Annotated in this window: 19 protein-coding genes and 1 tRNA gene; 9 read left to right on the top strand and 11 right to left on the bottom strand. The window is 41.0% G+C overall.

Annotated elements, in window-relative coordinates; all coding sequences use genetic code 11:
- Positions 1-2: 2 nt before the first annotated feature.
- On the bottom strand, positions 3-2,792 hold the full coding sequence (locus tag ACR2F3_RS03695) for an outer membrane beta-barrel family protein (RefSeq protein WP_432708629.1): 2,790 nt from the start codon (positions 2,790-2,792) through the stop codon (positions 3-5).
- A 179-nt stretch (positions 2,793-2,971) separates the two neighbouring features.
- Between ACR2F3_RS03695 and ACR2F3_RS03690 the strand changes: the two genes are divergently transcribed.
- The 3 genes from ACR2F3_RS03690 (at position 2,972) to ACR2F3_RS03680 (ending at position 5,061) form a co-directional block, all read left to right on the top strand.
- Positions 2,972-4,030, top strand: a complete 1,059-nt coding sequence (locus ACR2F3_RS03690; RefSeq protein ID WP_432708628.1) for a 2Fe-2S iron-sulfur cluster-binding protein — start codon at positions 2,972-2,974, stop codon at positions 4,028-4,030.
- A 124-nt stretch (positions 4,031-4,154) separates the two neighbouring features.
- A complete protein-coding gene (locus ACR2F3_RS03685) occupies positions 4,155-4,559 on the top strand; it encodes a hypothetical protein (protein ID WP_432708627.1) in 405 nt (134 codons plus the stop codon).
- 22 nt (positions 4,560-4,581) lie between these two features.
- Positions 4,582-5,061 (top strand): hypothetical protein, encoded by a 480-nt coding sequence (locus ACR2F3_RS03680; RefSeq protein WP_432708626.1) that lies wholly within the window; start codon positions 4,582-4,584, stop codon positions 5,059-5,061.
- Positions 5,062-5,184: 123 nt separating this feature from the next.
- On the opposite strand, the gene ACR2F3_RS03675 is transcribed toward ACR2F3_RS03680, so the two are convergent.
- Positions 5,185-6,405, bottom strand: a complete 1,221-nt coding sequence (locus ACR2F3_RS03675; protein ID WP_432708625.1) for an MFS transporter — start codon at positions 6,403-6,405, stop codon at positions 5,185-5,187.
- 109 nt (positions 6,406-6,514) lie between these two features.
- On the opposite strand from ACR2F3_RS03675, the gene ACR2F3_RS03670 reads away from it, so the two are divergent.
- Entirely contained in the window at positions 6,515-9,154 is a 2,640-nt protein-coding gene (locus ACR2F3_RS03670) for a PAS domain S-box protein (RefSeq protein WP_432708624.1), read from the top strand.
- Positions 9,155-9,222: 68 nt separating this feature from the next.
- On the opposite strand, the gene ACR2F3_RS03665 is transcribed toward ACR2F3_RS03670, so the two are convergent.
- From ACR2F3_RS03665 to ACR2F3_RS03640, 6 genes are all read right to left on the bottom strand, one after another.
- Positions 9,223-9,831, bottom strand: a complete 609-nt coding sequence (locus ACR2F3_RS03665; RefSeq protein ID WP_432708623.1) for a DUF4142 domain-containing protein — start codon at positions 9,829-9,831, stop codon at positions 9,223-9,225.
- A gap of 56 nt (positions 9,832-9,887) precedes the next feature.
- Positions 9,888-11,597, bottom strand: coding sequence for a sodium:solute symporter (locus ACR2F3_RS03660; protein WP_432708622.1), 1,710 nt, complete (start codon positions 11,595-11,597; stop codon positions 9,888-9,890).
- A gap of 98 nt (positions 11,598-11,695) precedes the next feature.
- Positions 11,696-14,137: a PIG-L family deacetylase gene (locus ACR2F3_RS03655; protein WP_432708621.1), complete on the bottom strand. Its 2,442-nt coding sequence runs from the start codon at positions 14,135-14,137 to the stop codon at positions 11,696-11,698.
- Positions 14,138-14,202: 65 nt separating this feature from the next.
- The gene (locus tag ACR2F3_RS03650; RefSeq protein ID WP_432708620.1) at positions 14,203-14,802 is read right to left on the bottom strand and encodes a hypothetical protein; all 600 of its coding nucleotides are present in this window, start codon (positions 14,800-14,802) and stop codon (positions 14,203-14,205) included.
- A gap of 28 nt (positions 14,803-14,830) precedes the next feature.
- Positions 14,831-14,995, bottom strand: a complete 165-nt coding sequence (locus tag ACR2F3_RS03645; RefSeq protein WP_432708619.1) for a hypothetical protein — start codon at positions 14,993-14,995, stop codon at positions 14,831-14,833.
- 61 nt (positions 14,996-15,056) lie between these two features.
- Positions 15,057-15,494 (bottom strand): DoxX family protein, encoded by a 438-nt coding sequence (locus tag ACR2F3_RS03640; RefSeq protein WP_432708618.1) that lies wholly within the window; start codon positions 15,492-15,494, stop codon positions 15,057-15,059.
- A 127-nt stretch (positions 15,495-15,621) separates the two neighbouring features.
- On the opposite strand from ACR2F3_RS03640, the gene ACR2F3_RS03635 reads away from it, so the two are divergent.
- On the top strand, positions 15,622-16,572 hold the full coding sequence (locus tag ACR2F3_RS03635) for a YihY/virulence factor BrkB family protein (RefSeq protein WP_432708617.1): 951 nt from the start codon (positions 15,622-15,624) through the stop codon (positions 16,570-16,572).
- 44 nt (positions 16,573-16,616) lie between these two features.
- Here ACR2F3_RS03635 and ACR2F3_RS03630 read toward each other — a convergent pair whose 3' ends face one another.
- Entirely contained in the window at positions 16,617-17,063 is a 447-nt protein-coding gene (locus tag ACR2F3_RS03630; protein WP_432708616.1) for a KTSC domain-containing protein, read from the bottom strand.
- Between the two features lie 190 nt (positions 17,064-17,253).
- Here ACR2F3_RS03630 and ACR2F3_RS03625 point away from each other — a divergent pair, with 190 nt between their 5' ends.
- Both ACR2F3_RS03625 and ACR2F3_RS03620 read left to right on the top strand, forming a co-directional pair.
- Positions 17,254-17,508, top strand: a complete 255-nt coding sequence (locus ACR2F3_RS03625) for a hypothetical protein (protein ID WP_432708615.1) — start codon at positions 17,254-17,256, stop codon at positions 17,506-17,508.
- Positions 17,498-18,193, top strand: a complete 696-nt coding sequence (locus ACR2F3_RS03620; RefSeq protein ID WP_432708614.1) for an SRPBCC family protein — start codon at positions 17,498-17,500, stop codon at positions 18,191-18,193. The genes ACR2F3_RS03625 and ACR2F3_RS03620 overlap by 11 nt, the downstream gene beginning before the upstream one ends.
- Before the next feature lie 74 nt (positions 18,194-18,267).
- Here the strand turns inward: ACR2F3_RS03620 and ACR2F3_RS03615 are convergent, their stop codons facing one another.
- Positions 18,268-18,798 (bottom strand): DUF5362 family protein, encoded by a 531-nt coding sequence (locus ACR2F3_RS03615; protein ID WP_432708613.1) that lies wholly within the window; start codon positions 18,796-18,798, stop codon positions 18,268-18,270.
- Between the two features lie 88 nt (positions 18,799-18,886).
- Between ACR2F3_RS03615 and ychF the strand changes: the two genes are divergently transcribed.
- A complete protein-coding gene (gene ychF, locus ACR2F3_RS03610) occupies positions 18,887-19,981 on the top strand; it encodes a redox-regulated ATPase YchF (protein ID WP_432708612.1) in 1,095 nt (364 codons plus the stop codon).
- A gap of 126 nt (positions 19,982-20,107) precedes the next feature.
- On the opposite strand, the gene mgtE is transcribed toward ychF, so the two are convergent.
- Positions 20,108-21,481 carry a magnesium transporter gene (gene mgtE / locus ACR2F3_RS03605; RefSeq protein ID WP_432708611.1) on the bottom strand — a complete coding sequence of 458 codons (1,374 nt, stop codon included), beginning with the start codon at positions 21,479-21,481 and terminating at the stop codon, positions 20,108-20,110.
- A 499-nt stretch (positions 21,482-21,980) separates the two neighbouring features.
- Between mgtE and ACR2F3_RS03600 the strand changes: the two genes are divergently transcribed.
- Positions 21,981-22,052 (top strand) — tRNA-Arg (locus tag ACR2F3_RS03600).
- Position 22,053: the final 1 nt, after the last annotated feature.

Here is a 22,053-nt window from a genome sequence, read left to right as displayed (position 1 = left end):
GTCTATTTTTGTGGAGCGCTTCCGCCCATTTTGTTAAAATCCCATATTAACGAAACCATAAAATATCGCTTAATGGTTGTGGTGTTTGTTTCTGTAAACCTGTTTTCGTAGGCAAAACGGCTAAATCCCTTGTTCTGGTTAAGCAGGTCTCTTCCTGATAAGGATAAGCGAAGATTCTCGGCTTTTAAGAACTTCTTTGTTAAGGCGGCATTCCAGATAAACCTTTTAAATTCGTCATTAAATGACTCTGTTGCCGCGTTATATTGATACTGACCATCAGTGCCGAGCTCCATTTTACCCGGTAAAAAGACCTGAATCGAACCTGTTGCATTATAACCCCAGCCATTGTTGTTTAGGTTTCTCTGCAAGGAAGACTCACTTATCTGATAATTAGGACTCCATCTCAAGTAAAAGCTGTACTTTTTTACCTTATTCTTTGAAATATAAACACCGCCATTTAATGAATAAGTATTGGTTTCATTCAGTTCATTGTTTACATAGTTGTAATAAGTATTGCCGTTTGCACTTGCATTAAAACCCAAATACATATCCAGTGGTTTAATCTTTAAGCCATAATCCATGTAAGCGTTTATATTAGACGTTTGCTTGCCACTTAAATTTATCGATTGATAGGTGTTTTTACCAGCAGAATCAGTTAGGGTATTGCTCACAATAGGGTTACTAGTCGTGCTATAATTAACACTTAACCATATATTGCGCTGGCTTAACACCTTATAAGAACTAAAGGTTGCACTAACCTGGTTGGTAAAGGAGGGCCTCAGGTCTGGGTTTCCTATGAAAACGTTCAACGGATCGGTATTCACCCTTACTGGTTGGATCTGGTCTATGGTAGGTTGGTTCGTTCTCCCATAATAGTTTAAACGAAAGGATTTTTGTTGCGAGAACTTATATTGGTACCAGGCCTGTGGGTTCCAGTTGGCAAAGTTTCGTTCCATTCGCTGACCGCTGTAAACATCAAGCTGATCGAAATTAACGGCACTTACCTTAGTACCAAAATTGATGATGGTTTTATCCCCTTTATAGTTAAAAATGGCACCAACCTGATTAGACAATTGCTCTAATTTGTAATTGTTACTAAATGCGCTATCCAACTGGGTATATCGGCCAGGACTAACTGCATTGTAAGAACGCCTGTCCTGATCGGCATTATTGATCCCCAGTCCGTAATTAAGCACCACAGAAAAATTTGTGCTTAACGGTTCTGAATAGGTAAGGTTGGAGGTGAAAACTTTACTGGATATATTATTTACTTTATATTGATCGATTACATTGGTGCTATCTAATAATCCATTTTGATTATAGAAACCATTTTCTGACTTCAGGAAACCATTGGCATCAGATTCGTTGAGGTTACCACTCACATTTAGAGAAATACTCCGGCCCTTTTTTTTAAACCTTTTGTTCCAGAAAGCAGTTGCCCTAAAGATTTTTTCATCTGTATCATTACTTACTTCCCGGTTACCGGTATTAAGCAGTACATCGTTGCCCCTGGAACTGCTGGACTGGTAGTTGCTAATGGCCTCATTGTTTCGCAAAGTTCCCTCAACACTTACTTTCAGGGAAGAGGTTGTATCGAGTTTAATCTCGTAGATCCCGTCGAGTTTCTGACGAAAAGCAAAGTTGTCGAACACTTGGTCAGAAGTGCTTCTGATTAATCCTGAGGGCAGGTTATTCTGAGTCCTGGTATTCTTTTCGCCGGTTACATCAAGTGAACCAATTTTATAGTTGGTATTGATAGATTCTTTCTCATCGTTCCATTTGGCATCATAATGTAGCCCCCCCGTTCTAGCCACGGGAATACCTTCGCCATTGTATCTGCCACTGAAGGATTCCAGCGCATCTTGACTATTGTTGATATAAATCATGCCATCATCGTTAAATTGCATGCCCGAAGCGGCCCCATATTTATTGCCATCTTCCCAACCAAGGCCCATTACACCAGTGTTGCCAAGGGTACCATAACCAGAAAACTTCTTTTTCCCTTTAAAATAGTTGAACATGCCCTGTCCGGCGTACATGTCATCTGTTCCTACCCCTAAATCTACCTTTCCGAAATAGCCTTGCTTTTTATCCTCCTTCAACTTAATGTTCAATGTTTTGTTTTGAACGCCATCATCGATGCCGGTGAAGGTGGCCTGATCACTTTTTTTATCAAATAGCTGTACTTTATCCACCATGTCGCCACGGATATTTTTTGTCACCAACGTGGGATCATCGCCAAAAAATTCTTCTCCATCTACCAAAACCTTACTCACGGTTTGACCTTGGGCGGTAATCTTGCCATCCTTATCCACCTGTATTCCAGGAAGCTGTTTTAACAGGTCTTCTACTTTTGAGTTAGGTTGGATAGTAAAAGCTGCTGCGTTAAATTCGGTAGTGTCGCCTTTAATTTTAATAGCCCCAGCGGTACCGCGGATGATTACATCATGTAGAAGTTTTGCTTTTAACGTAAGATTTATTTTACCGAAATCTTTTTCCTTAGTCGTCGAGTCTATCTGAAAGCGGTCTACATAATCAGCATAAGATGGATAGGTAACCATTAAAATAAACTTGCCCGGTTTCAGGTCGCCAATTTGAAATGAACCCGCACTATTAACCCTTGAAAAATTCACTAAGGTGGAGTCTTTCGCATTTAATACGGATACTGAAGCGTTGACTAGTCTGGTAGTGTAAGCTGTATCGACCACATATCCTTTAACGATACTGGAGTTTTGAGCATAAATTGAGCAATAGCAGGAGCTTGCAAGTAACAGGAGGAGAAGCGTTTTCATAGAAAATAGATCTTAGACCTAAGGTATTATTAAATTTCATCGCTTAAACAATTTTAACAACATTTAACAAAATTAATTTTTAGATTATATGTTTCTTGGTATTAAAACGTTTCGATTATTTGATTGTGATCACGATCTTTGCATTGATGTGATACGCTAGCGTGTAAAGAGAATAAAGTATGACAAAGACCACCGCACTTAAAATCATCGACCACCAGCTAATGCCTGGTGAGAACGTCGTCATAAAATTTGAAGCAGAAAACGGTGAGCGGATTACTTATCTACCCGGACAGTTTTTAGTCTTTTCATTTAATATAAACGGTAAAGAAATTCGTCGCTCCTATTCCATTTGCAGCTCCCCTTTCCTTGACGAACCACTTGCGATCGGCGTTAAACTGGTAGAGAATGGTGAAATCACCAAATTCCTACACCATAAAATTGGTGTAGGCGATGTGCTCCATGCCTTACACCCCAGTGGTATTTTCACCTATTCGCCTCAGCCAGCTTTAAAACGAACGGTGTTTTTATTTGCCGCAGGCATTGGCATCACTCCCATATATTCCATATTAAAAACAGCCTTAGTGGCAGAGGAACAATCAAAAATTGTATTAGTTTACAGCAATAAAACTGTAAGCAACACACTGTTTTATGATGAACTAAAAACATGGGAAGAAGAATATCCCGACCGCCTGAAAGTAATTTACATCTTTAGTGACACCAAGAACCTCCTTAAAGCGCGATTAAACAATGTGCGCATTGAACATATTGTAAACACCTATATGGAGTTCGATAAAACACATGCCTTGTTTTACACTTGCGGGCCAATTAATTATATGGTGCTATGCCGAATTACCCTGCGCGCACTTGGTTTCCCTCAGGACCAGATTAAACGGGAGACTTATTTTATCCCGGAAGATGAAGTGGATGAGGATGACATGACAGAAAAGGCGCCAAAGGACACCAATACTTATACAGTAATTATCGACTACCAGAATAAAACCTACCATTTGGATGTCCCTTACCATAAAAGGATCCTAGATGTGGCTTTGGAGCAAAATATTAATCTGCCTTATAGCTGCAGGGCCGGCATGTGCAGTACCTGTACTTCTACTTGTATTTCTGGAGGTGTGAGAATGGAATATAATGAGGTGTTAACGGATGAAGAAATAAAAAACGGAAGGGTATTAACCTGCACCGGACATCCCACAGCTAATAATACACACATTGTTGTTGGCTAGTGCGACGAATGTTCTATTTATTTCTCCTCGAATACATATATTACGGAAGGCCACACGGCAGGGATATCATGCATAACATCTGCTGTTTAAAAAACAAAACACGGATAAAGGTTGTAATAACCAAATGCAAGAAGAACCAATATACTGGCTGTTTATCCTCGCCATCCCGATTGCCTGTATTTCGTGGACGGTGACACATGAAGAAGTTTTCCGTGAACCTCGAACCTATTGTGTAAAACGTTCGAGGGAAGAAAGAAAACTGATTAAAAGAAAATTCTTCTACATGCTCACCTGTGAATATTGTTTTAGCCACTATGTAACCCTCTTCATGTTGCTGATTACAGGTTACCAATTATACCTCACCGACTGGCGTGGTTACCTGATTGCAGGGTTTTCGTTGGTGTGGATTGCGAACATTTACATGAGCTTATATAACATTATCCGCATCGACCTAAAAAAAGAGAAGATAATTGTAAAAAAGGAAGAACTCGCGATAGAGGAGGAAGAAAAAGAAAGATTGATATCCTAATTTAATTTAAATTCACTACCAGATGACTTTGTTCAAAAAAGGTAAACTAGTCTTTACCGACAGCCTGCAACAAAAAAAAGACCCGGAAACCAACGTCCCTTACTTTACAGCTAGGGCACTGGTTATTGCAGAAGATGATGACCACACTACCGGTTCAATCGAAACACTTAAAATAACAGATCTGATCTCTAAAATGTCGCATTTTGTTTATGATGGGGTAAATAGCAGGGAAGCTCATAAACTATACACCTGGCCGGTAAACCTGGGAGACAGTAATGCCTGGGCAGAAAGCAAAAGATCATTCCTGGAACAACATGTAATGCATTTTCCAATACGCTTACACAAAGTTGAAAATGAAGATGAGTTGACCTGGGAATTTATTAGTCCGGAAGAATTTAAGAAATCTCCCCCTGACCTTCAGGCCTCAGCAGATTTCCAGCACTACCTGGACCACCAAGCAGAATACTTCTTTTTGAGGAAAGAAAGAAACGATCCAAAATAATTTTCATGTGTACACAATAAGAGCAATATGCCTGCGTTTTTAATACCGAGAGCGTTAATTTAAGCGGGGGTATTTCGGACGGAATATCCCCGTTTTCTTTTACAGAAATTTCAGACCGGCACTTTAAGCGTGCACATAAGTTTTCGGCATCACTAACCTGCTGAAGCCTAAGGCACATAATACCAGCAGCCCAGCCAAAACCACCCATAATACGCCATACCCACTTTTTTCTGCAAGAAAAAAACCGGCAGTTGGACCAATAAGTTGGGCTGCCGACCAGCTTAAAGTATAGCCTGCAGCGTATTGACCCCGATTGAATTCATTACTGCGACTGATGACAAAAGTATTGATAAAGGGCAAGGAAAGCATTTCACCGAAAGTAAAGATGACGGTACAGAGCAATGCAAGAATAAGAGGTGCACTTTTCGGAACCAATAATAACAGGTAAGAAGCGGCAACCAGTAATACACCCAAAATGATATAATACATTGGTGACCGTTTATTTTCAATTTTGTTGATTAACACCATTTCAAAGGCCGCGATGATTAATCCGTTAAGTCCTAATACAAGACCAATGAGGGCTTCATTGAGGTGCCACACCTCCTTAAAAAAAAGTGGCACTACCCGGAACATAAGAAAAAAGCAGGTCGTGAAAAAGGTATTAAGCAGGATAAACTTGATGAATAGGGAATCTTGCCAGGGCATACGCACTACAATTCCTTTTAATTTTTCTTTAATCGTTTTTCTATAACCTTTAACTACTGGCAACCAATACATAATGGCCAGGCCGGAAAAGATACCTACTGAACCATCTACAATAAATAACAGTTGGTAATTAAAGGAAGCTATGATACCTCCGATACTGCTTCCAACTGCCCAACCCAAGTTTACTGACAGTCGGTTGAGGGAGTAAGATCTAGTTTCGGTTCCTGGTGCGGCATAACTGGCAATAGCAGCAAAGTTTGCTGGCCGGAAGGCTTCAGAAAAGAAGCTAATCACTAGGGTCAGAAAACACAAGGTCTCGAAATGTCGAATAGTGGAGAAAAAAATGAAAAGGGCACCGCCGGCTATGGTGCTAAAAATTTGTACAGCACGGAAGCCAAACATGTCTGTAAACTTGCCTCCTGCCATGGCACCTAGGATAGAGCCTGCACCAAACAAGGTAATGATCAACCCGGCATCAGAGGCCGGCCGGTGTAAAAACTGGGTAACATACAGGCTCATAAAGGGCACTGCCATGTAACTACTACGGTTAATGAGCATTACGATGCTCAACAACCAAGTTTCCCTGCTCAGGCCGGTAAACGCCTCTTCATAAATTTGGAGAATAGCACTAATTCTCATTGCACCTTGGTTCCATAAATTTCATTAAATCAGATTGCAATATTACACGAAAAAGTAAATAAAACTCTAATTTAGCTTTGTAACTGCATTTTCATTATAAGTCGATCCAATGAATATTCCGGAAGAAGGATATAAAGCCATATTTTATAAAAGCAACGTAGCAAAATTAATTCTATGCGCTGATGCTCCGCATTATACCATTTTAGATGTTAATGATGCGTACCTTGCCTCTACTAACAGCACACGTGAAGCTTTAATTGGCCAGCCGGTATTCACTGTTTTCCCTCAGAACCCTACAGACAGCACCTCCAGGAGCATCGAACGAACAGTTCTTTCTTTTGAAGAGATGATTAAAACCAAGAAACCGCACACACTGCGTAATTATCGGTACGACATTCCAATTTCAGGGAACGCTGAATTTGAAGAGCGTTACTGGACATCAACAAACACACCGATCTTGAATGACAATGGCGAAGTGGCATATTTTATACATTCTCCACAAGACGTTACCGCACACTACTACCTGGAAATAAAAGCTAAAGCTGGAATCGATGCCCTTAAAAAACAGAGAAAACAACTGTATTCAGTTTTTACACAGGCGCCAGTAGGTATCGGCATTTTTTTAGGACCTGATTTCGTTGTAGATATGGTTAATCCTGCGCTGAGTGCCATTTATGGAAAATCGATCGATGAACTTCACGGTAAACCTATTTTTGACGTGTTGGTACAAGCGAAAGGATTAGGTTTTGAAGAAGCCTTAGACCATGTACGAAAAACCGGAGAACATTATGAAGGTAAAAATGTCGAAATCCCACTGATCAGAAACGGTATATTGGAGAAAGTCTATGTAGATTTTGCTTATCATCCATTTTATAACGATCATAACACGATTTCTGGAGTCATCGCCGTAGCTATAGAAGTAACGGAACAAGTGCATTTCATGCATAAACTGGAGGAGGCAGAAGAACGTGCCCGACTTGCTGCCGATGTGGTTGACCTTGGTATTTTCGACCTTAACATCCTAAATGGAGAAATGATTACCTCTCAACGCTTTGCAGCGATATTTGGTTTCGATCACCCGGTTAGCCGTGAAGAGTATGTAAAAGCTTTCCATCCTGACGACTTGTTAATCAGAAGGAAAGCACATGAATATGCTATCGAAAATGGCAGCATGAATTATGAAGCGCGGATAATCTGGAACGATAAATCTATCCACTGGATTCGGGTGGAAGGGAAAGTGATTTACGACAAAAAAGTAAACCCAATTCGAATAATAGGGACCTTACTTGACATTACCACGCAAAAAAGAGATAAAGAGCAACAAAAGAAATTGATTACCCTGGTGGAAAACGGGGTGGACCTGATGTCTATCCTGAATCTCGATGGGTCAAATTCATATATTAATGCAGCGGGAATTAAGATGTTAGGCTTTACATCGCTAACCCAGGCCATCAATACACCGATCTCTGAGTTTTACAGCGCTGAAGATTATGACCTGATTAAACGTGAAGTGCTTCCTGCCGTACTACGGAAGGGAATGTGGACAGGCAATATGAAAGTTATCCACAATGCCTCCGGCGAAGTGTTTCCTGTGTCGACTACTTGCATACGCATTTCGGATAGTAATACTGCAAAACCTATTGGCGTAGGTATTGTGATGCGGGATCTCAGACCTGAAATGATGGCTAAACAAGCACTTGCCGACAGCGAAGAACTGTTAAGAAACATCACTTCCGCATCACCAACAGCCTTATGGATGTCGGACGAACAGGGAAACATGATTTATGTAAATGAAACCTGGACAGACTGGTGCAACAATACTTTCGAAGACAATTTAGGCGATGGATGGATCGACGCCATACATGGAGAAGATCGTGCACTGGTAAAATCGCGCTTTGAAACCTCCATCGTGGAACGCATACAATTTGAAGTTGAGTTTAGAATTATAGATCGAGTAGGAAAACTTCACTGGTGTGTGGCCATCGGCGACCCCCAATATAGGGAACATGGTGTATTTACAGGTCTCATAGGTTCATGCACCGATATCACGGAACATAAAGAATTACAAAACCAAAAAGATAACTTTATTGGCATTGCGAGTCATGAATTAAAAACCCCTGTAACCAGCTTAAAAGGCTACACGCAGGTGATGGCACGTGTGCTTAATAAAAAGGGTCTGGATATGGAAGTGAGCATGATGCAAAAAATGGATGCGCAGCTCAATCGCTTAACAAGTTTAATTAACGACCTGCTTGATGTTACTAAAATCAACTCAGGTAAATTACAATACAACAGCCAGGAATTTGAACTACAGCCCATGTTATCAGAGCTGGTAGAAGACCTTCAGCGCACCAGCAGCAAACACCACCTGAAAGAAATTTATAAGCCTACGGGAACTGTATACGCCGACAAGGACCGAATTGAACAAGTAGTTATTAACCTGATTACCAATGCAATTAAATATTCTCCAGAAAGCGACCAAGTGATCATCCGCTGCGAACAAATAGACGAAGAAATTGTGGTGAGTATACAAGATTTCGGTGTCGGCATCTCCAAATCAAATCAGTTTAAAGTATTTGAGCAGTTTTACCGCGTAAGCACAGAAAAACAACATACTTTCCCAGGTGTAGGTTTAGGCCTGTACATATCAGCGGAGATAATTAAACGTACGGGTGGCAGGATCTGGGTAACGAGTGAAGAAAATAAAGGTTCCTGCTTTTATTTTTCGCTACCTATTCATAAACCATAAACGCTATAAATGACAAAGGCTAACCCTAAAAATGGTGTTAGCCTTGTGCCATAAAAAAGGACTTATTTTTATAAACTTCCTAATATCGTTTTTGCCTGTGCATGATGTTGTTGAATTACTGGCAACGTTTCTTTGGCAAAGGCTACAAGGTCATGTTTATTTACATCCTGACCATACTTAAAAAGTTCAACTGCTTTTTGATGGTCATTCACCATCATTTGCATATACTCCTTATCAAACGCAGCACCCGATAACTTCGACATCTGTTGATAATGTTTCTTATGGTCAGGGTGTAAGTCTGCAGGTAGTAAGACACTAGCCTTCTCAGCAATTATTGCTAACTCTTTGTTGGCTTTGCTATGATCCTTCACCATCTGCTCTGCAAAAGCCTTTACCTTAGGGTTACTGGCTTTTTTAACCGCCATCTCACCGAAAACAACCTCCATCATTCCAGCTCCAGCAGCGTCTTTCATAAAACCGGCGCTATCGTCGTCGGCGTTGGTTTTGTTGGTAATATTACCAGCATGATTCTCGGTACCGGCTTTTTTTTCGTTTTTATTTTCATTTACAATCATAGAATCCGACTCATGCGCTTCTGCGGATCTGTTCTCCGGACTCTGGCATGCTTGGGTGGCACACAAGGCAAGGGCCAATACAGCTAAACTAATTTTTTTCATAAGTTATATTTTTTCAGGTTAAACTTCCTGTTAAAACAGCGGTTATTAAAAATAGTTTAGACGCTTTTTTCTACAATTGGAGCAGGCTTTTTCAACAGCCCCTGCATCAGCAGCGATAAAACCACCACTAATAAACAGCCGATAATGTTAAGCCACAGGTAAGCCACCACCTCCAGGTAACCGAAAATGCACACTGTGATTTCGGATAGCACTGCAGCCAAAAATACTGCCCGGCCGTTTACATGTTTTATATAAAAAGCGACCAGAAACACACCGAGGATTGTTCCGTAGATATAAGAGCCCAATACATTCACCGCTTCAATCAGATTACCAATTTTACTGGCATAAAGTGCCATCAAAATACACACAACACCCCAGAAAAATGTAAGCCAGCGCGATGCTTTCAGGTAATGCTCATCTGATCCTTCCTTTATAATCAGTCGTTTATAAATATCAATCACACTGGTGGAAGCAAGTGAATTTAAAGCACTTGCAGTAGACCCCATGGAAGCTAGAAAGATTATGGCAATTAATAAACCTATTAATCCTTTAGGAAGGTATTCGGTAACAAAGCTCAGAAAGATATAATTGTTATCGTTAACATCGGCGTTGGGATCATTCTTCAACATCAGGTCGGTAGCTTTCTTACGCACTTCTTTCTCTTTTGCATCTGCAGCTGCAAGCAGGGTTCTTTGTGCATCAATGTGACGCTCATTCCCCTGGTCAATAGCAAGTCCGAGTTTATCCAGCTCCTGCTGTTTCACCTGGAACACCTGTTGGTGCTCGGCCTTAATAGCATCCAACTCGGGTGCATAAGCACTTTTCTCCAGTTTATTAAGCTCAAAGCGGTTAAAAAACACGGGAGGTTTGGTGTATTGGTAAAACGTAAAAACAAGCACCCCGATGAGCAGGATCAAAAACTGCATCGGTATTTTAACTAGTCCGTTCATGAGTAATCCCATGCGGCTCTGCCCTACCGACGATCCGGTGAGGTATCTTCCTACCTGGCTCTGGTCGGTACCGAAATAAGATAATTGCAGGAAAAAACCTCCGATTAAACCGCTCCACAGAGTGTAACGATTATTCCAGTCGAAATCAAAATTAATAGCTTCCGTACGCCCCATTTTGCCGGCAATGCTAATTGCCTTGCCGAAGCCAACACTGGAGGGTAACAGTTGAACAACGATGACACCAGCGGCAAACAACCCACAAAATATAATGGCCATTTGCAACATTTGTGTATAGGATACTGCCTTTGTACCCCCATAAACAGTATATAACACCACTATACTGCCGATGAAAATGGTGGTGTATACAGGGTTGATATTCAGAATTATAGATAAAATAATGGATGGTGCATAGATGGTGATACCTGTAGACAAACCCCGTTGAATTAAAAACAGGAAAGCAGTTAATGCCCGTGTCTTTAAATCAAAGCGCTGTTCGAGGTATTCATAGGCCGTATAGACTTTTAGCCGATGAAAGATAGGCACAAAAGTTACGCAGAGCACAATCATGGCCAGTGGCAAACCAAGGTAAAATTGAACGAAACTCATTCCCGCCGAATACCCCAACCCTGGTGCAGATAAAAAGGTGATTGCACTGGCCTGGGTAGCCATTACCGACAAACATACGCTGTACCATGGCATGGTTTGGTTGCCTAACAAGTACCCCTGAATATTTTCCGCACCCCGACTCTTATAAATACCATATACCACGATAAATAAAAGGGTACAAATCAGTACTGCCCAATCCAGGTTACTCATGCAAAGTAATGGGTAAAAAAGTACAACATTAAAACAATTAGACCCAACCAGATGATGAGCAGCCAGTATATTCTATTCCAGTTTCTTTCATTTCCCATTTAGTTTTCCCGTTTAGCAATCAGGTTCACAAACAAACGGAAAGCACCAGGAACTCCTGCTGGCAGTTCTCTAAAAAATGACAAGCCGGTATAGACATATTTTCCTTTACCATAATTGGCAACGATCAACGAGCCATTTTGAGGGGCTTGCCCGGGATCGTTCATTGCTAATATAGAAGTATATTTAGGGTCGGCGGCCGTCGTAAAATAAAGCCCCCGCTCCTGCACCCAACCTTCAAAATCCTTCACCGTAATTTTATTCGGATAGTTTAACACCTGATGATCGGGCGCTAAAAAAATTACGGGCGATTGTTCATCAGTTACCCGGTTACGGCTCAACTGAAAAGGGTATGGACCTAATTCATCTATCTTAAGAGGGTTATTAACATTGTATTGTACCAGCAGGGTACCACCCTCCTCTACATATTTCATTAAACGTGGCTGCATGGCGCTAACTTGGTTATTCACGTTATAAAGGCGCACCCCAGTAACAATAGCATCAAAACGCGATAAATTGGTATAAAGCACTTCATTTACGCTCAACGGAGTAACCTCGTACCCCACCTGCTTTAAAGCTTGCGGCACCAAATCACCCGCCCCTGATATATAACCAATGCGCTTATGCAAAATTTTCAGATTAGCTTGTGCCAGTTTTATCTCTGCTTCCGGAAATACGGTTTGCAGGGGAATGTGCTCAAAGTCTATCCTTTCCAGCCCCTGCTGATAGGTCTTACCATCCACATTGAGTTGTAAAGACAACACACCGGTTTGTTGTGTTCCACCAGCACGAACGGTGATGTCGAAATTTCTTTCTGCACCTTTCTTTGCGATGCTAAAGTCGATTTGAGCAGGCGATACGGTCCAGCCTTCCGGTACTACAGGTTTTAAAACACCGTTAACGTTATCCTTAAAGCTGCGTAAGCGCACACTAAAGGTTTTAGGTTCGGTGCCTGAAAATAAGGCTGCAGTTTCCGACAGGTTTGCCGTTACCGGTGGAGCAACCACAAGTGGCTGATATATCTCGCCCCTGGCAGGGTCTGTAAACTTATAAACCAGTGGCCGTTGCACCTTAATTTCTTCATCGCCAAAGAAAACCGATAGCTGAAAAACGCCAGGATCAGGATTCTCCGGCAGACCCCGCAAGGCCAAAGAATCAACAATATAGTTTCCAAGAGGGTGTTTCTGTGCCAGCCAGTATGGCTGTGTTGTTTCTAAAGTTGACGGAGGAATATTGAACTTAACCGACTGCATTTCGTTAGCTTGCAAAACAAGCTCCTGGTTAAAACTACCACTGGTAAAACGCAAACGAAGTGGCAGCTTTACAGGAACGCGGTTCACCACCTGTAACTGCATGGGTATAGGCGCTGTAACTGCGTATACTCCAGCGCCTACATTGGCTTCTATCCAAATACCTGCACAGGCTAGAATAAGCTCATCTAATAATTCGTGTTTAAAAGGAAGTGCCTTTGCAGCCTGTCGTAAGGCTAAAAGCGAGGACAGAGAAGCTGCAGGATTCGAAACCCGGTAATCTTTAATAACCTGGTCAAGCAGTTGCTGTACTTTAGCCATGCCCGCATGGCGATTAAGGCTTAAGTCTATCCCTTCAAATAGATCAGCTTTTGCAATTTTGCCAGCAAGAGGATAAAAATACTCGTGAGCAGTGCCACGCTGGGCAGCAGACCCAAACCCCTGGCTCCGGTGCTTGGAGCGACTGGCGGCTGCAAGTTCGCCATAACTTTTACCCAATAGTACATTATACCCCCCTACATCTATTTTCAACTGCTCTTCGGAAGTGGTGTTATTACCGCCAAAATTGAAAGTGTTCCATACCACCCGGGTAACCTGCCAGGGTTTAACCAACTTCAACTGTTCAGGAAACTGACGAGGGTCGGCAGCTGCTTTAAAGGCTTCCTGGGCTAACATGGCCGATGCCGTATGGTGACCATGACCGGCTCTGGAGTCAGGTGGGAAACGTGTGATAATAATATCGGGCTGGAATTTACGGATCACCCAAACCACATCGCTTAATATTTTTTGTTTATCCCAGATCTTGAAACTTTCTTCTGGGTTAGTAGAGAAGCCGAAGTCGTTGGCACGGGTGAAAAATTGTTCGGCGCCATCCACCCTTCTTGCGGCTAAAAGTTCCTGTGTTCGCAATAAACCTAAATAATCTGCCTGTTCTGTACCGATGAGGTTTTGTCCGCCATCGCCCCTAGTGAGCGACAAATACCCTGTGCGTACCTTCTTTTCCTTAGCAAGATAAGCCAGCAAACGGGTGTTTTCATCATCTGGATGGGCAGCAAGATACAATACGCTCCCACTTACATTTAAGGCCTCTAAACCTTGTTTGATGGTGGCGGCATCCATAGACACATCTTGTGCATGAAGGCAATATGGGGCAATTAAAAGAAGTAAAAACGCTCTACAGGACCTGAAACTCATTGTATATATTTGATGTTCCCAATTTAATTAAAAATTAGAAAGACCCAAGAGCTGCTATAAAGATTTTACAAGAGGATTTTGCTGCTTACCTCTTTATCTACGGTGATAAAACCAGGGTATTTAACCAGGGTTTTTCCAATCATAAAACTAGGTTTGATCTTTAAAGTAACAATTCCTTTTTGTTCAGGACCACCTTTACCCGCTTTGAAAAATCTGGACAGTTCATCCATCACTTTTTTGTTATTTAGAAAAGGAAAAACATTGGCGTTAATATCTATCGGCACTATGGTGCTTTGTCCCGGTTTTACCACAACTTGTTGGTTTACAAAACCCGTTGCAATCTCAGCCTGGTTAATTAGAATTTTATATTCAAACTCATTTACGGAAGCAAGGTTTGCCGTTGGATTGGAAATTTCAAGGTTTATTTTCGCCCGCATCGGAATGTCTTTCCTTAAAACGCCTAAAGCTAAACCTGGTAAGCTGCCCAGGTTAATGTTATCTTTTTCAAGAATACTTCTTACATCCGTACCAGCAATGGAGATTTGATTTGCAGATGCAATTCTATAAGTACATTTCTCAAGGGCTTTGATCTGTTGTGTTTGTTTATTAATTCCGCAGCCCCATAGCGTTACCGCTAGCAAGCAAATTGAAAAAACTTTGTTCATATGAGCTATAACGACGAAATATTAAATTCTATACATGAGGGTTATCATGTTTATCATTCTTCAGGTCTGAGTTTTTGATATGTTCTTCCAAGTCTTCTTTATCCTTATGATTCTGCCGCCTGATGATGAGCCATATGGCTAACAAAACAAATACAACACCGATAACAATTTTGAAATTTACGTCTTCCATCATAATATTTTGAGCTAACCTACATTTACAAGGTGAACTTTAACTTAATTTAACATGAAGTTTGTTAAAAAGTTCTGCGTTTATTGGTATTACGGGAAATGATACTGTCTATGCTATATCTTCCAGGTCCGGAAAACAACAGGAATATAAAGGCAATCAAGAACATTAAACTCGGTTCCTGTCTTGAAAAGGGATCGGCACTATGAGCAATAAAACAAGCTACAGACATCGCAATAATAAGTGGAATCACTGCAAGTCGCGTAAAAAGGCCTAATATGACAAGTAAAGAACAGAAAACTTCTGCAAAAATAACCAGGTAAAAAGATGCGGTCATACCTAAGCCTACCGGATCACCAAACTGTATTTCCCCACCACCCAATACAACACCCAGCTTTTTCCAGCCGTGCTGCATTAACATAATGGAAGCAAATCCAACTCGAAAAATTAACAATCCAAAATCTAAACTTTGGTGGTTATAATTTGTATTAAATATTCTTTTCATCTTTTTGTTGTTAAGAGACAGAAGTAAATGTATTATTTTTTATTAATCATTAATTAACAAACATTCTTTAAAAACTACTTTGACTAGAACTTTGTTCTTAAATATACGCTAAATTAAATCCGATATTATGAAAAAAATTACATTAAAAGGGTCCTGGGAAGTTCTAAAAGATGCATTTGGTGGCTTTTCGGATCATAAAGTAACGAAACTAAGCGGATCCTTAGCCTATTATACGGTCTTCTCTATGGGGCCGTTAATGATCGTGATCATTGCAATATGTAGCTTTTTTCTTGGAAGGGAAGCCATAGAAGGGCAAATTTATCAACAGCTGGCAGGTTTTCTGGGGCCAGACACTGCAAGTCAGTTGCAAGACATGATAAAAAAAGCAGCCATTAGTGGTAAAAGTCTGGTCGCCATTATGATTGGTGGTGCTACCCTGCTGGTGGGGGCAACCACAGTTTTTGCGGAGATTCAGGATTCCATTAACACCATTTGGGGATTAAAACCCAAACCAAAAAAAGGTTGGTTAAAATTAATACAAAACAGGCTGTTATCATTCTCGGTTATCATCAGTTTAGGTTTCCTGCTGTTGGTATCATTAGGTGTTACAGCAATTATCGATGGTTTTAGCAACAGACTGGCAGCGAGGTTTGCAGACGTATCTGTAGTGTTGTTTTATATTATCAACCAGATCGTTACCCTGGTAGTAATTTCGTCTATTTTTGGCGTGATATTCAAAGTACTGCCAGACGCTGAAATCAAATGGCGAGATGTGGCCCTTGGGGCCATTGTAACCGCTGTATTATTTATGATTGGTAAGTTTGGGATCTCTTTTTACATCAGTAAAAGTAATGTGGGTAGTACTTACGGTGCAGCGGGCTCATTGGTCATCCTGCTGTTATGGACGTATTACTCATCAATCATTCTTTACTTTGGTGCAGAATTCACCAAGGCCTATGCAGTGAAGTATGGTACTCAAATCCACCCAAGCGCCTATGCGGTAACAACAAGAGAAGTGGAGGTAGAAACAGGAGGTGATTCTATCCAGGAAAACTCAAAAAAGCCTACTAAAGTCTGAAAACAGGACTAAAGTAGGCTAAAAAAATATATCGTGATGGTAACTTACGCGGTTTCCATTTTTGCAATGTTCCTGTAAGGGAATACGCTAAAAATGTGTCTGCGCGCAAAGCGGCCTGGAGAATCTGCATTAACTAATTTCACATAAACGGCACGTGGAACCTCAAAAAATTCGTAACCACTACCGTCAAGGAAATGCACTTTTAAAACTGTTTTTTCCCAGGTAAAATCTGCGATGCCGCAAAATCCTGTGGTTTGGTCATACTCTTCTTTTGATAAGGCAAGCGTTTCCGGTGCAATACTCACTAAAAAGTGGTAAGCTTCAATGATATCTTTACTTCTATGTTCCGCTTCTACTTTAGCTTCTTCATTGTCCTGGAACTTATCAGGGTGGCAATCTTTCATTAAATTCCTGTAAATGGTCTTTAATTCTTTAAGCTCGGCATCCTTTTGTACACCTAACAATTTTCTGTAATCTACTATTTTCTTCATAAAATTTGCGCAAAGATACGCCATTTTTTTTGGTATTTATACCTAGTTTAAAATATTTATAACGTATTGATTATTGATGTTTTAAGTGCATTGCTACAGGCTGCAGAAATCGCCGCTAATCGGATCTTTTTCGGCCTCCTTAAAACACTCGGTGGCTTTATCTGTTTTAATCTAACACAACCCCCTAAAGATGACAGAATTTGAATCACAAAACCCCGAATTTAAGATCGAAGTTGACTTTGACGGTCGCACGCAGCCTTTCCAGGTAAGACCTGAAGAGACTAGTGATGGAGTAACCTATTACAGCTGCCAGCAGGGTGGAAAAACAGTTACTCAACTGAGGCCAAACGAAAAAGGTCAATGGGAACAAATCTGGGGAACACTCTCACCTCAACAAATTGACGCGCTGGGCGCTGTAATTAAAAAGCAAACTTATGAAGACTGAAAATCACTTTAAGCCCCGGTCTGGAAATTATGCCATCGAGAGGCAACATTATGAAAATATGGGCCTTAACGAACGTTTGGCATCTATGCTATTAGGTGGCATTTTAATTGGATCGTCGTTAAAAAATCCATTAAAAGGCCGCTTTCTTTATGGTGCTTACATGGCCTACCGCGGGGTGACCGGCAAATGTATATTTTACGATTACCTGGGGATTGACGCGAAAAGACCACAGGCCGTTAACATCAGGGGTGACTTTGAGATAGACCTTCCTCCGGCTGAGGTATATGCTTACTGGCGGAACTTAAAAAACCTGCCTGGCACCCTACACAACATGCTGAACGTAGAAGTGGTGGATGAACATTTGTCTACCTGGAAAACTGCTGTTTTGGGCAATGTTTTCGCTATTAAATGGGATGCAGAAATTGTGAAAGACGAACCAGGACGCTTAATTGGCTGGCGTTCCATCAATGCGCCGCTGGTACAACATGTAGGGCGAGTGGAATTTGAGGAAACTCTTGATGGACGAGGGACGCTATTAAAAATTGTGCTCTCCTACCGCCCAATTATCGGCGGTATTGGCGTGGGACTGTCCAAAATGATCAATCCCTACTTTGAACACCTGTTGCGGAAAGAAATTAAGAACTTTAAATATACCATTGAGCACAAAACACCAGTATTTGTCTAATACCGATGTACAGCTGATATACAAAAAAGGCCAGAGGTTTACCCCCTGGCCTTTTTTTTAATAAGCTAATAACATTAAGCAGTACCCACTGCAGCACCCAGACCACTTACTATAACGAGTATAAGGGTGAGCATATAGAATGAAATTAATACAATCATTAGGATACCCCAAAACTTAAAAAAAGATTTCAGGTTGTTCATGGACTCTGCCAGGCTTTCCTGGTCGCCATAAAGTGTTGCTTTATTTGCAGCGTTTGCATGTTTAAACAACAATAAGCTTGGATAAAAATACAATAGGGCAATTACTAAAAAGTATACAGTTAGAAAACCCGTTCCCATGGCTGCAAGTGGGTTTCCCGGACTCATTTTAGCCAGTACTGACACAAAAGCCCCGGCTCCAAAGCCCATCATCGCCACAAGTGCAGCAACGACGAATCCTACAATTGACAAGAATTTTGTCCATTTAGCCATATCGTACAGGTAACTCCTGATGTCTTCGGTAATGATTAAAGGCTGTTGAGGAAGTTCTTCTGAAAGCTCCCCTTTTGTTTCTTCTAAATTGTCCATTGGTAATGACGTTTGATCTATTTTTGTGTCTTTAAACATAAAGAATTTTTAAACCCCCTGCAAGTTTATTACACCCGGGTTTTAATTTTTTTGATACCTTTGCGCCAAAATTAACACAAATACATTCATGGCATTACAATGTGGTATAGTGGGTTTACCTAATGTTGGAAAATCTACCTTGTTTAACTGTTTATCTAACGCAAAGGCGCAGGCAGCAAATTTCCCCTTTTGCACCATCGAACCTAATATTGGCGTTATTACTGTTCCAGACGAAAGGCTAACCAAACTTGCAGAGTTGGTTAAACCAAACCGGGTGGTGCCAAACACTATAGAAATCGTAGACATCGCCGGATTGGTAAAAGGTGCATCCAAAGGAGAAGGTTTAGGTAATCAGTTTTTAGGAAACATCCGTGCCACTAACGCCATTATTCACGTATTGCGTTGCTTTGACGACGGAAATGTAATCCACGTTGATGGTTCTGTAGACCCAATCAGGGATAAAGAAATTATCGATACAGAACTTCAGCTAAAAGATTTGGATACGGTGAGCAAACGCATCCAGAAAGTGGAAAAAATGGCTAAAACCGATAAGGATGCCAAAAGAACTTTCGACATCCTGAGCATCGTAAAAGCACACCTGGAAGGCGGAAATTCCGTACGTTCGGCAGCGTTGAATGATGATGATTTCGACTATATTGAGGATCTGGGTTTATTAACTCAAAAACCTGTAATGTATGTGTGCAACGTGGATGAAAATTCTGTGATCAATGGAAATGCATATGTTGACAAAGTTAAGGAAGCTGTAAAAGACGAAGGTGCAGAAGTACTTGTAATCTCAGCTAAAATAGAATCGGAAATTGCCGAACTGGATAGTTACGAAGAACGTCAGGAGTTTCTTGCCGACTTAGGTTTAACCGAATCGGGAGTTAACAAACTAATCGTTGCAGCATACCGCCTGTTAGACTTATACACCTATTTTACAGCGGGAGTACAAGAAGTAAGAGCATGGACCATTACTAAAGGATTTACCGCTCCACAAGCTGCCGGTGTGATCCATACAGACTTCGAAAAAGGTTTTATTCGTGCAGAAGTAATTAAATACAATGACTTTATTACCCTTGGTTCAGAAAATGCTTGTAAAGAAGCTGGAAAACTTGCCGTAGAAGGTAAAACATATGTAGTTGAGGATGGTGATATTATGCACTTCCGTTTCAATGTTTAATTGGTGACCAATTGATATTTTGTTTATAACGGTGTTGTAAATAACAAAAAATGCAGCTTCTAAAAAGCTGCATTTTTTGTTATAGGCAGATTTGACAGTGCAAAATTAAACACTTAAAGGATCAGGTCAGAGCAGTATACCTTCTAAAAACATCACTGCTACTGAGAAATAAATAATAAGTCCGGTTACATCAACCAGGGTAGCCACAAATGGCGCAGAAGACGTAGCAGGGTCAGCACCTAGCTTCTTAAGCAATAAAGGAAGCATAGAGCCCGCGAGCGAACCCCATAACACTACACCAACCAACGCTACCCCTACGGTTAAACCAATAAGCACCCAATGCGGCCCATACATATCTGTAAACAATGTCCACACGAAGATTCTGGTAAAACCAATGGTACCTAACACAATACCAAGTATTAATCCTGAAAGGATCTCACGCTTCATTACTTTCCACCAGTCGCCTATGGTAATTTCACCCAGCGCCATTGCTTGAATAATCAACGTCGATGCTTGTGAACCACTATTACCACCACTGGAAATAATTAAAGGCACAAACATGGCTAAGATAACTGCCTTTGCAATATCAGCCTCGAAATAACCCATCGCAGTAGCGGTCAGCATTTCTCCTAAAAATAGAATAACTAACCAGCCCACCCGCTTTTTAACCAAGCCAAGTAAAGGCATATCGAGGTAAGGCTCATCTAGTGCCTGGGTACCCCCTATTTTATGCATATCCTCGGTGTACTCTTCATTAGCTACCCAAAGGATATCATCAACGGTAACAATACCTAATAAAATATCATGATCATCTACTACCGGAAGCGCCACCCGGTTATTCATCCGGAATACATTAATCGCTTCTTCCTGAGGGTCGCTTGCTTTTAACGCAATGGTACGGTTATCGGCGAGGTCGCCTATGAGTACATCAGGACTTGCCAATAGGATCTCGCGAATCCTGATATCGTCTAACAATACGCCCTTGTCACCAATTACATAGATTACATCAATGGTTTCTGAGTTCTTACCGTAACGCCTGATGTGTTCCAGTACCCGGCTTACCGTCCAGTCCTTTTTGACAGCCACGTAATCTGGGGTCATCAATCGGCCTACACTGTTCTCCTCATAACCCAAAAGCGACAGGGCTTCTATGCGATCAGTTGCCGGTAGTAACTGAATCAGTTTAGCCACGGCATCACCTTTAAGCTCACTGAAAAGCGAGGTACGGTCGTCGGGAGGAAGTAGGTTGATTAATTCGGCCAGTTTTGGACCAGAAAGTTTTTTGATTATCCTTTCCTGAGTTGGAAAGTCAAGAATTCTAAATACATTAACGGCACGTTTACCGGCCAGCGTATCTAAAAATTTTACGGCGTATTGGGGAAGTTCGTTGATCAGATGTTCTACATCAGAGATGTTCAGGTTATCTAAAAAGACTTTTAATTGTGCATCGTCACCCTTCTCAACCAGTTCAACCACTTCTTCAACAATCAATTCTTCCATAAAATACTACGCTTTTCTTACATGTTTATACTTCTTATTCGGGTTTGCAAAAGTGGGGTTTTATTTTTAGAATCTGGTTGTTGAAGCCAAGTTAATTTGAATGCAGCATATTCACGCCATCAGTTTCTTGTAAGTAATTGAATTATACACTGACCAGCACCTATAACAAGTTGTTTCGTGAACTACATTTCTTACACCTTTGCCTTACCGATCAGATCAGTTTGGGTGTACTAGGAGTGTTTCAGGGGTGTCTAAAGTGTGTTCCAGCTGTACCTTGATTACCGGCTATATACAAGCTAATCCTAACTTGAAAATGGTTCTTTTTACAATGGTAATTCAGGGAATTTGTGGTTATTTTGGGGTTGATAATTTACGCTAAATTGGTTTAGTTAGACCAGCGGTTTATATTTGAACAAGACCAGGCGACCTAAGAAATAGTTTTTTTTCTCTGGATTCAATATACCCTTTATTCCAATGATTTCTATATATTTGCGGCCTTGTTCCCGTAGTTCAATGGATAGAATGTTAGATTCCGGTTCTAATGATGGGGGTTCGAATCCCTTCGGGAACAC

The sequence above is a fragment of the Pedobacter sp. genome (assembly GCF_045627485.1).
Classification (GTDB): Bacteria; Bacteroidota; Bacteroidia; order Sphingobacteriales; family Sphingobacteriaceae; genus Pedobacter.
Note: the sequence above shows the minus strand (reverse complement) of the source record. Positions and strands in the feature narration are given on the sequence as shown.

Excerpts from the sequence above, each read along its gene's own strand:
- ACR2F3_RS03625 (WP_432708615.1), top strand. The coding sequence starts at position 17,254 with ATGACAGAATTTGAATCACAAAACCCCGAATTTAAGATCGAAGTTGAC.
- ACR2F3_RS03620 (WP_432708614.1), top strand. The coding sequence starts at position 17,498 with ATGAAGACTGAAAATCACTTTAAGCCCCGGTCTGGAAATTATGCCATC.
- mgtE (WP_432708611.1), bottom strand. The coding sequence starts at position 21,481 with ATGGAAGAATTGATTGTTGAAGAAGTGGTTGAACTGGTTGAGAAGGGT.
- ACR2F3_RS03615 (WP_432708613.1), bottom strand. The coding sequence starts at position 18,798 with ATGTTTAAAGACACAAAAATAGATCAAACGTCATTACCAATGGACAAT.
- ACR2F3_RS03660 (WP_432708622.1), bottom strand. The coding sequence starts at position 11,597 with ATGAGTAACCTGGATTGGGCAGTACTGATTTGTACCCTTTTATTTATC.
- ACR2F3_RS03685 (WP_432708627.1), top strand. The coding sequence starts at position 4,155 with ATGCAAGAAGAACCAATATACTGGCTGTTTATCCTCGCCATCCCGATT.
- ACR2F3_RS03650 (WP_432708620.1), bottom strand. The coding sequence starts at position 14,802 with ATGAACAAAGTTTTTTCAATTTGCTTGCTAGCGGTAACGCTATGGGGC.
- ACR2F3_RS03635 (WP_432708617.1), top strand. The coding sequence starts at position 15,622 with ATGAAAAAAATTACATTAAAAGGGTCCTGGGAAGTTCTAAAAGATGCA.
- ACR2F3_RS03665 (WP_432708623.1), bottom strand. The coding sequence starts at position 9,831 with ATGAAAAAAATTAGTTTAGCTGTATTGGCCCTTGCCTTGTGTGCCACC.
- ACR2F3_RS03655 (WP_432708621.1), bottom strand. The coding sequence starts at position 14,137 with ATGAGTTTCAGGTCCTGTAGAGCGTTTTTACTTCTTTTAATTGCCCCA.
- ACR2F3_RS03695 (WP_432708629.1), bottom strand. The coding sequence starts at position 2,792 with ATGAAAACGCTTCTCCTCCTGTTACTTGCAAGCTCCTGCTATTGCTCA.
- ACR2F3_RS03645 (WP_432708619.1), bottom strand. The coding sequence starts at position 14,995 with ATGATGGAAGACGTAAATTTCAAAATTGTTATCGGTGTTGTATTTGTT.
- ACR2F3_RS03640 (WP_432708618.1), bottom strand. The coding sequence starts at position 15,494 with ATGAAAAGAATATTTAATACAAATTATAACCACCAAAGTTTAGATTTT.
- ACR2F3_RS03670 (WP_432708624.1), top strand. The coding sequence starts at position 6,515 with ATGAATATTCCGGAAGAAGGATATAAAGCCATATTTTATAAAAGCAAC.
- ACR2F3_RS03630 (WP_432708616.1), bottom strand. The coding sequence starts at position 17,063 with ATGAAGAAAATAGTAGATTACAGAAAATTGTTAGGTGTACAAAAGGAT.
- ACR2F3_RS03690 (WP_432708628.1), top strand. The coding sequence starts at position 2,972 with ATGACAAAGACCACCGCACTTAAAATCATCGACCACCAGCTAATGCCT.
- ychF (WP_432708612.1), top strand. The coding sequence starts at position 18,887 with ATGGCATTACAATGTGGTATAGTGGGTTTACCTAATGTTGGAAAATCT.
- ACR2F3_RS03675 (WP_432708625.1), bottom strand. The coding sequence starts at position 6,405 with ATGAGAATTAGTGCTATTCTCCAAATTTATGAAGAGGCGTTTACCGGC.
- ACR2F3_RS03680 (WP_432708626.1), top strand. The coding sequence starts at position 4,582 with ATGACTTTGTTCAAAAAAGGTAAACTAGTCTTTACCGACAGCCTGCAA.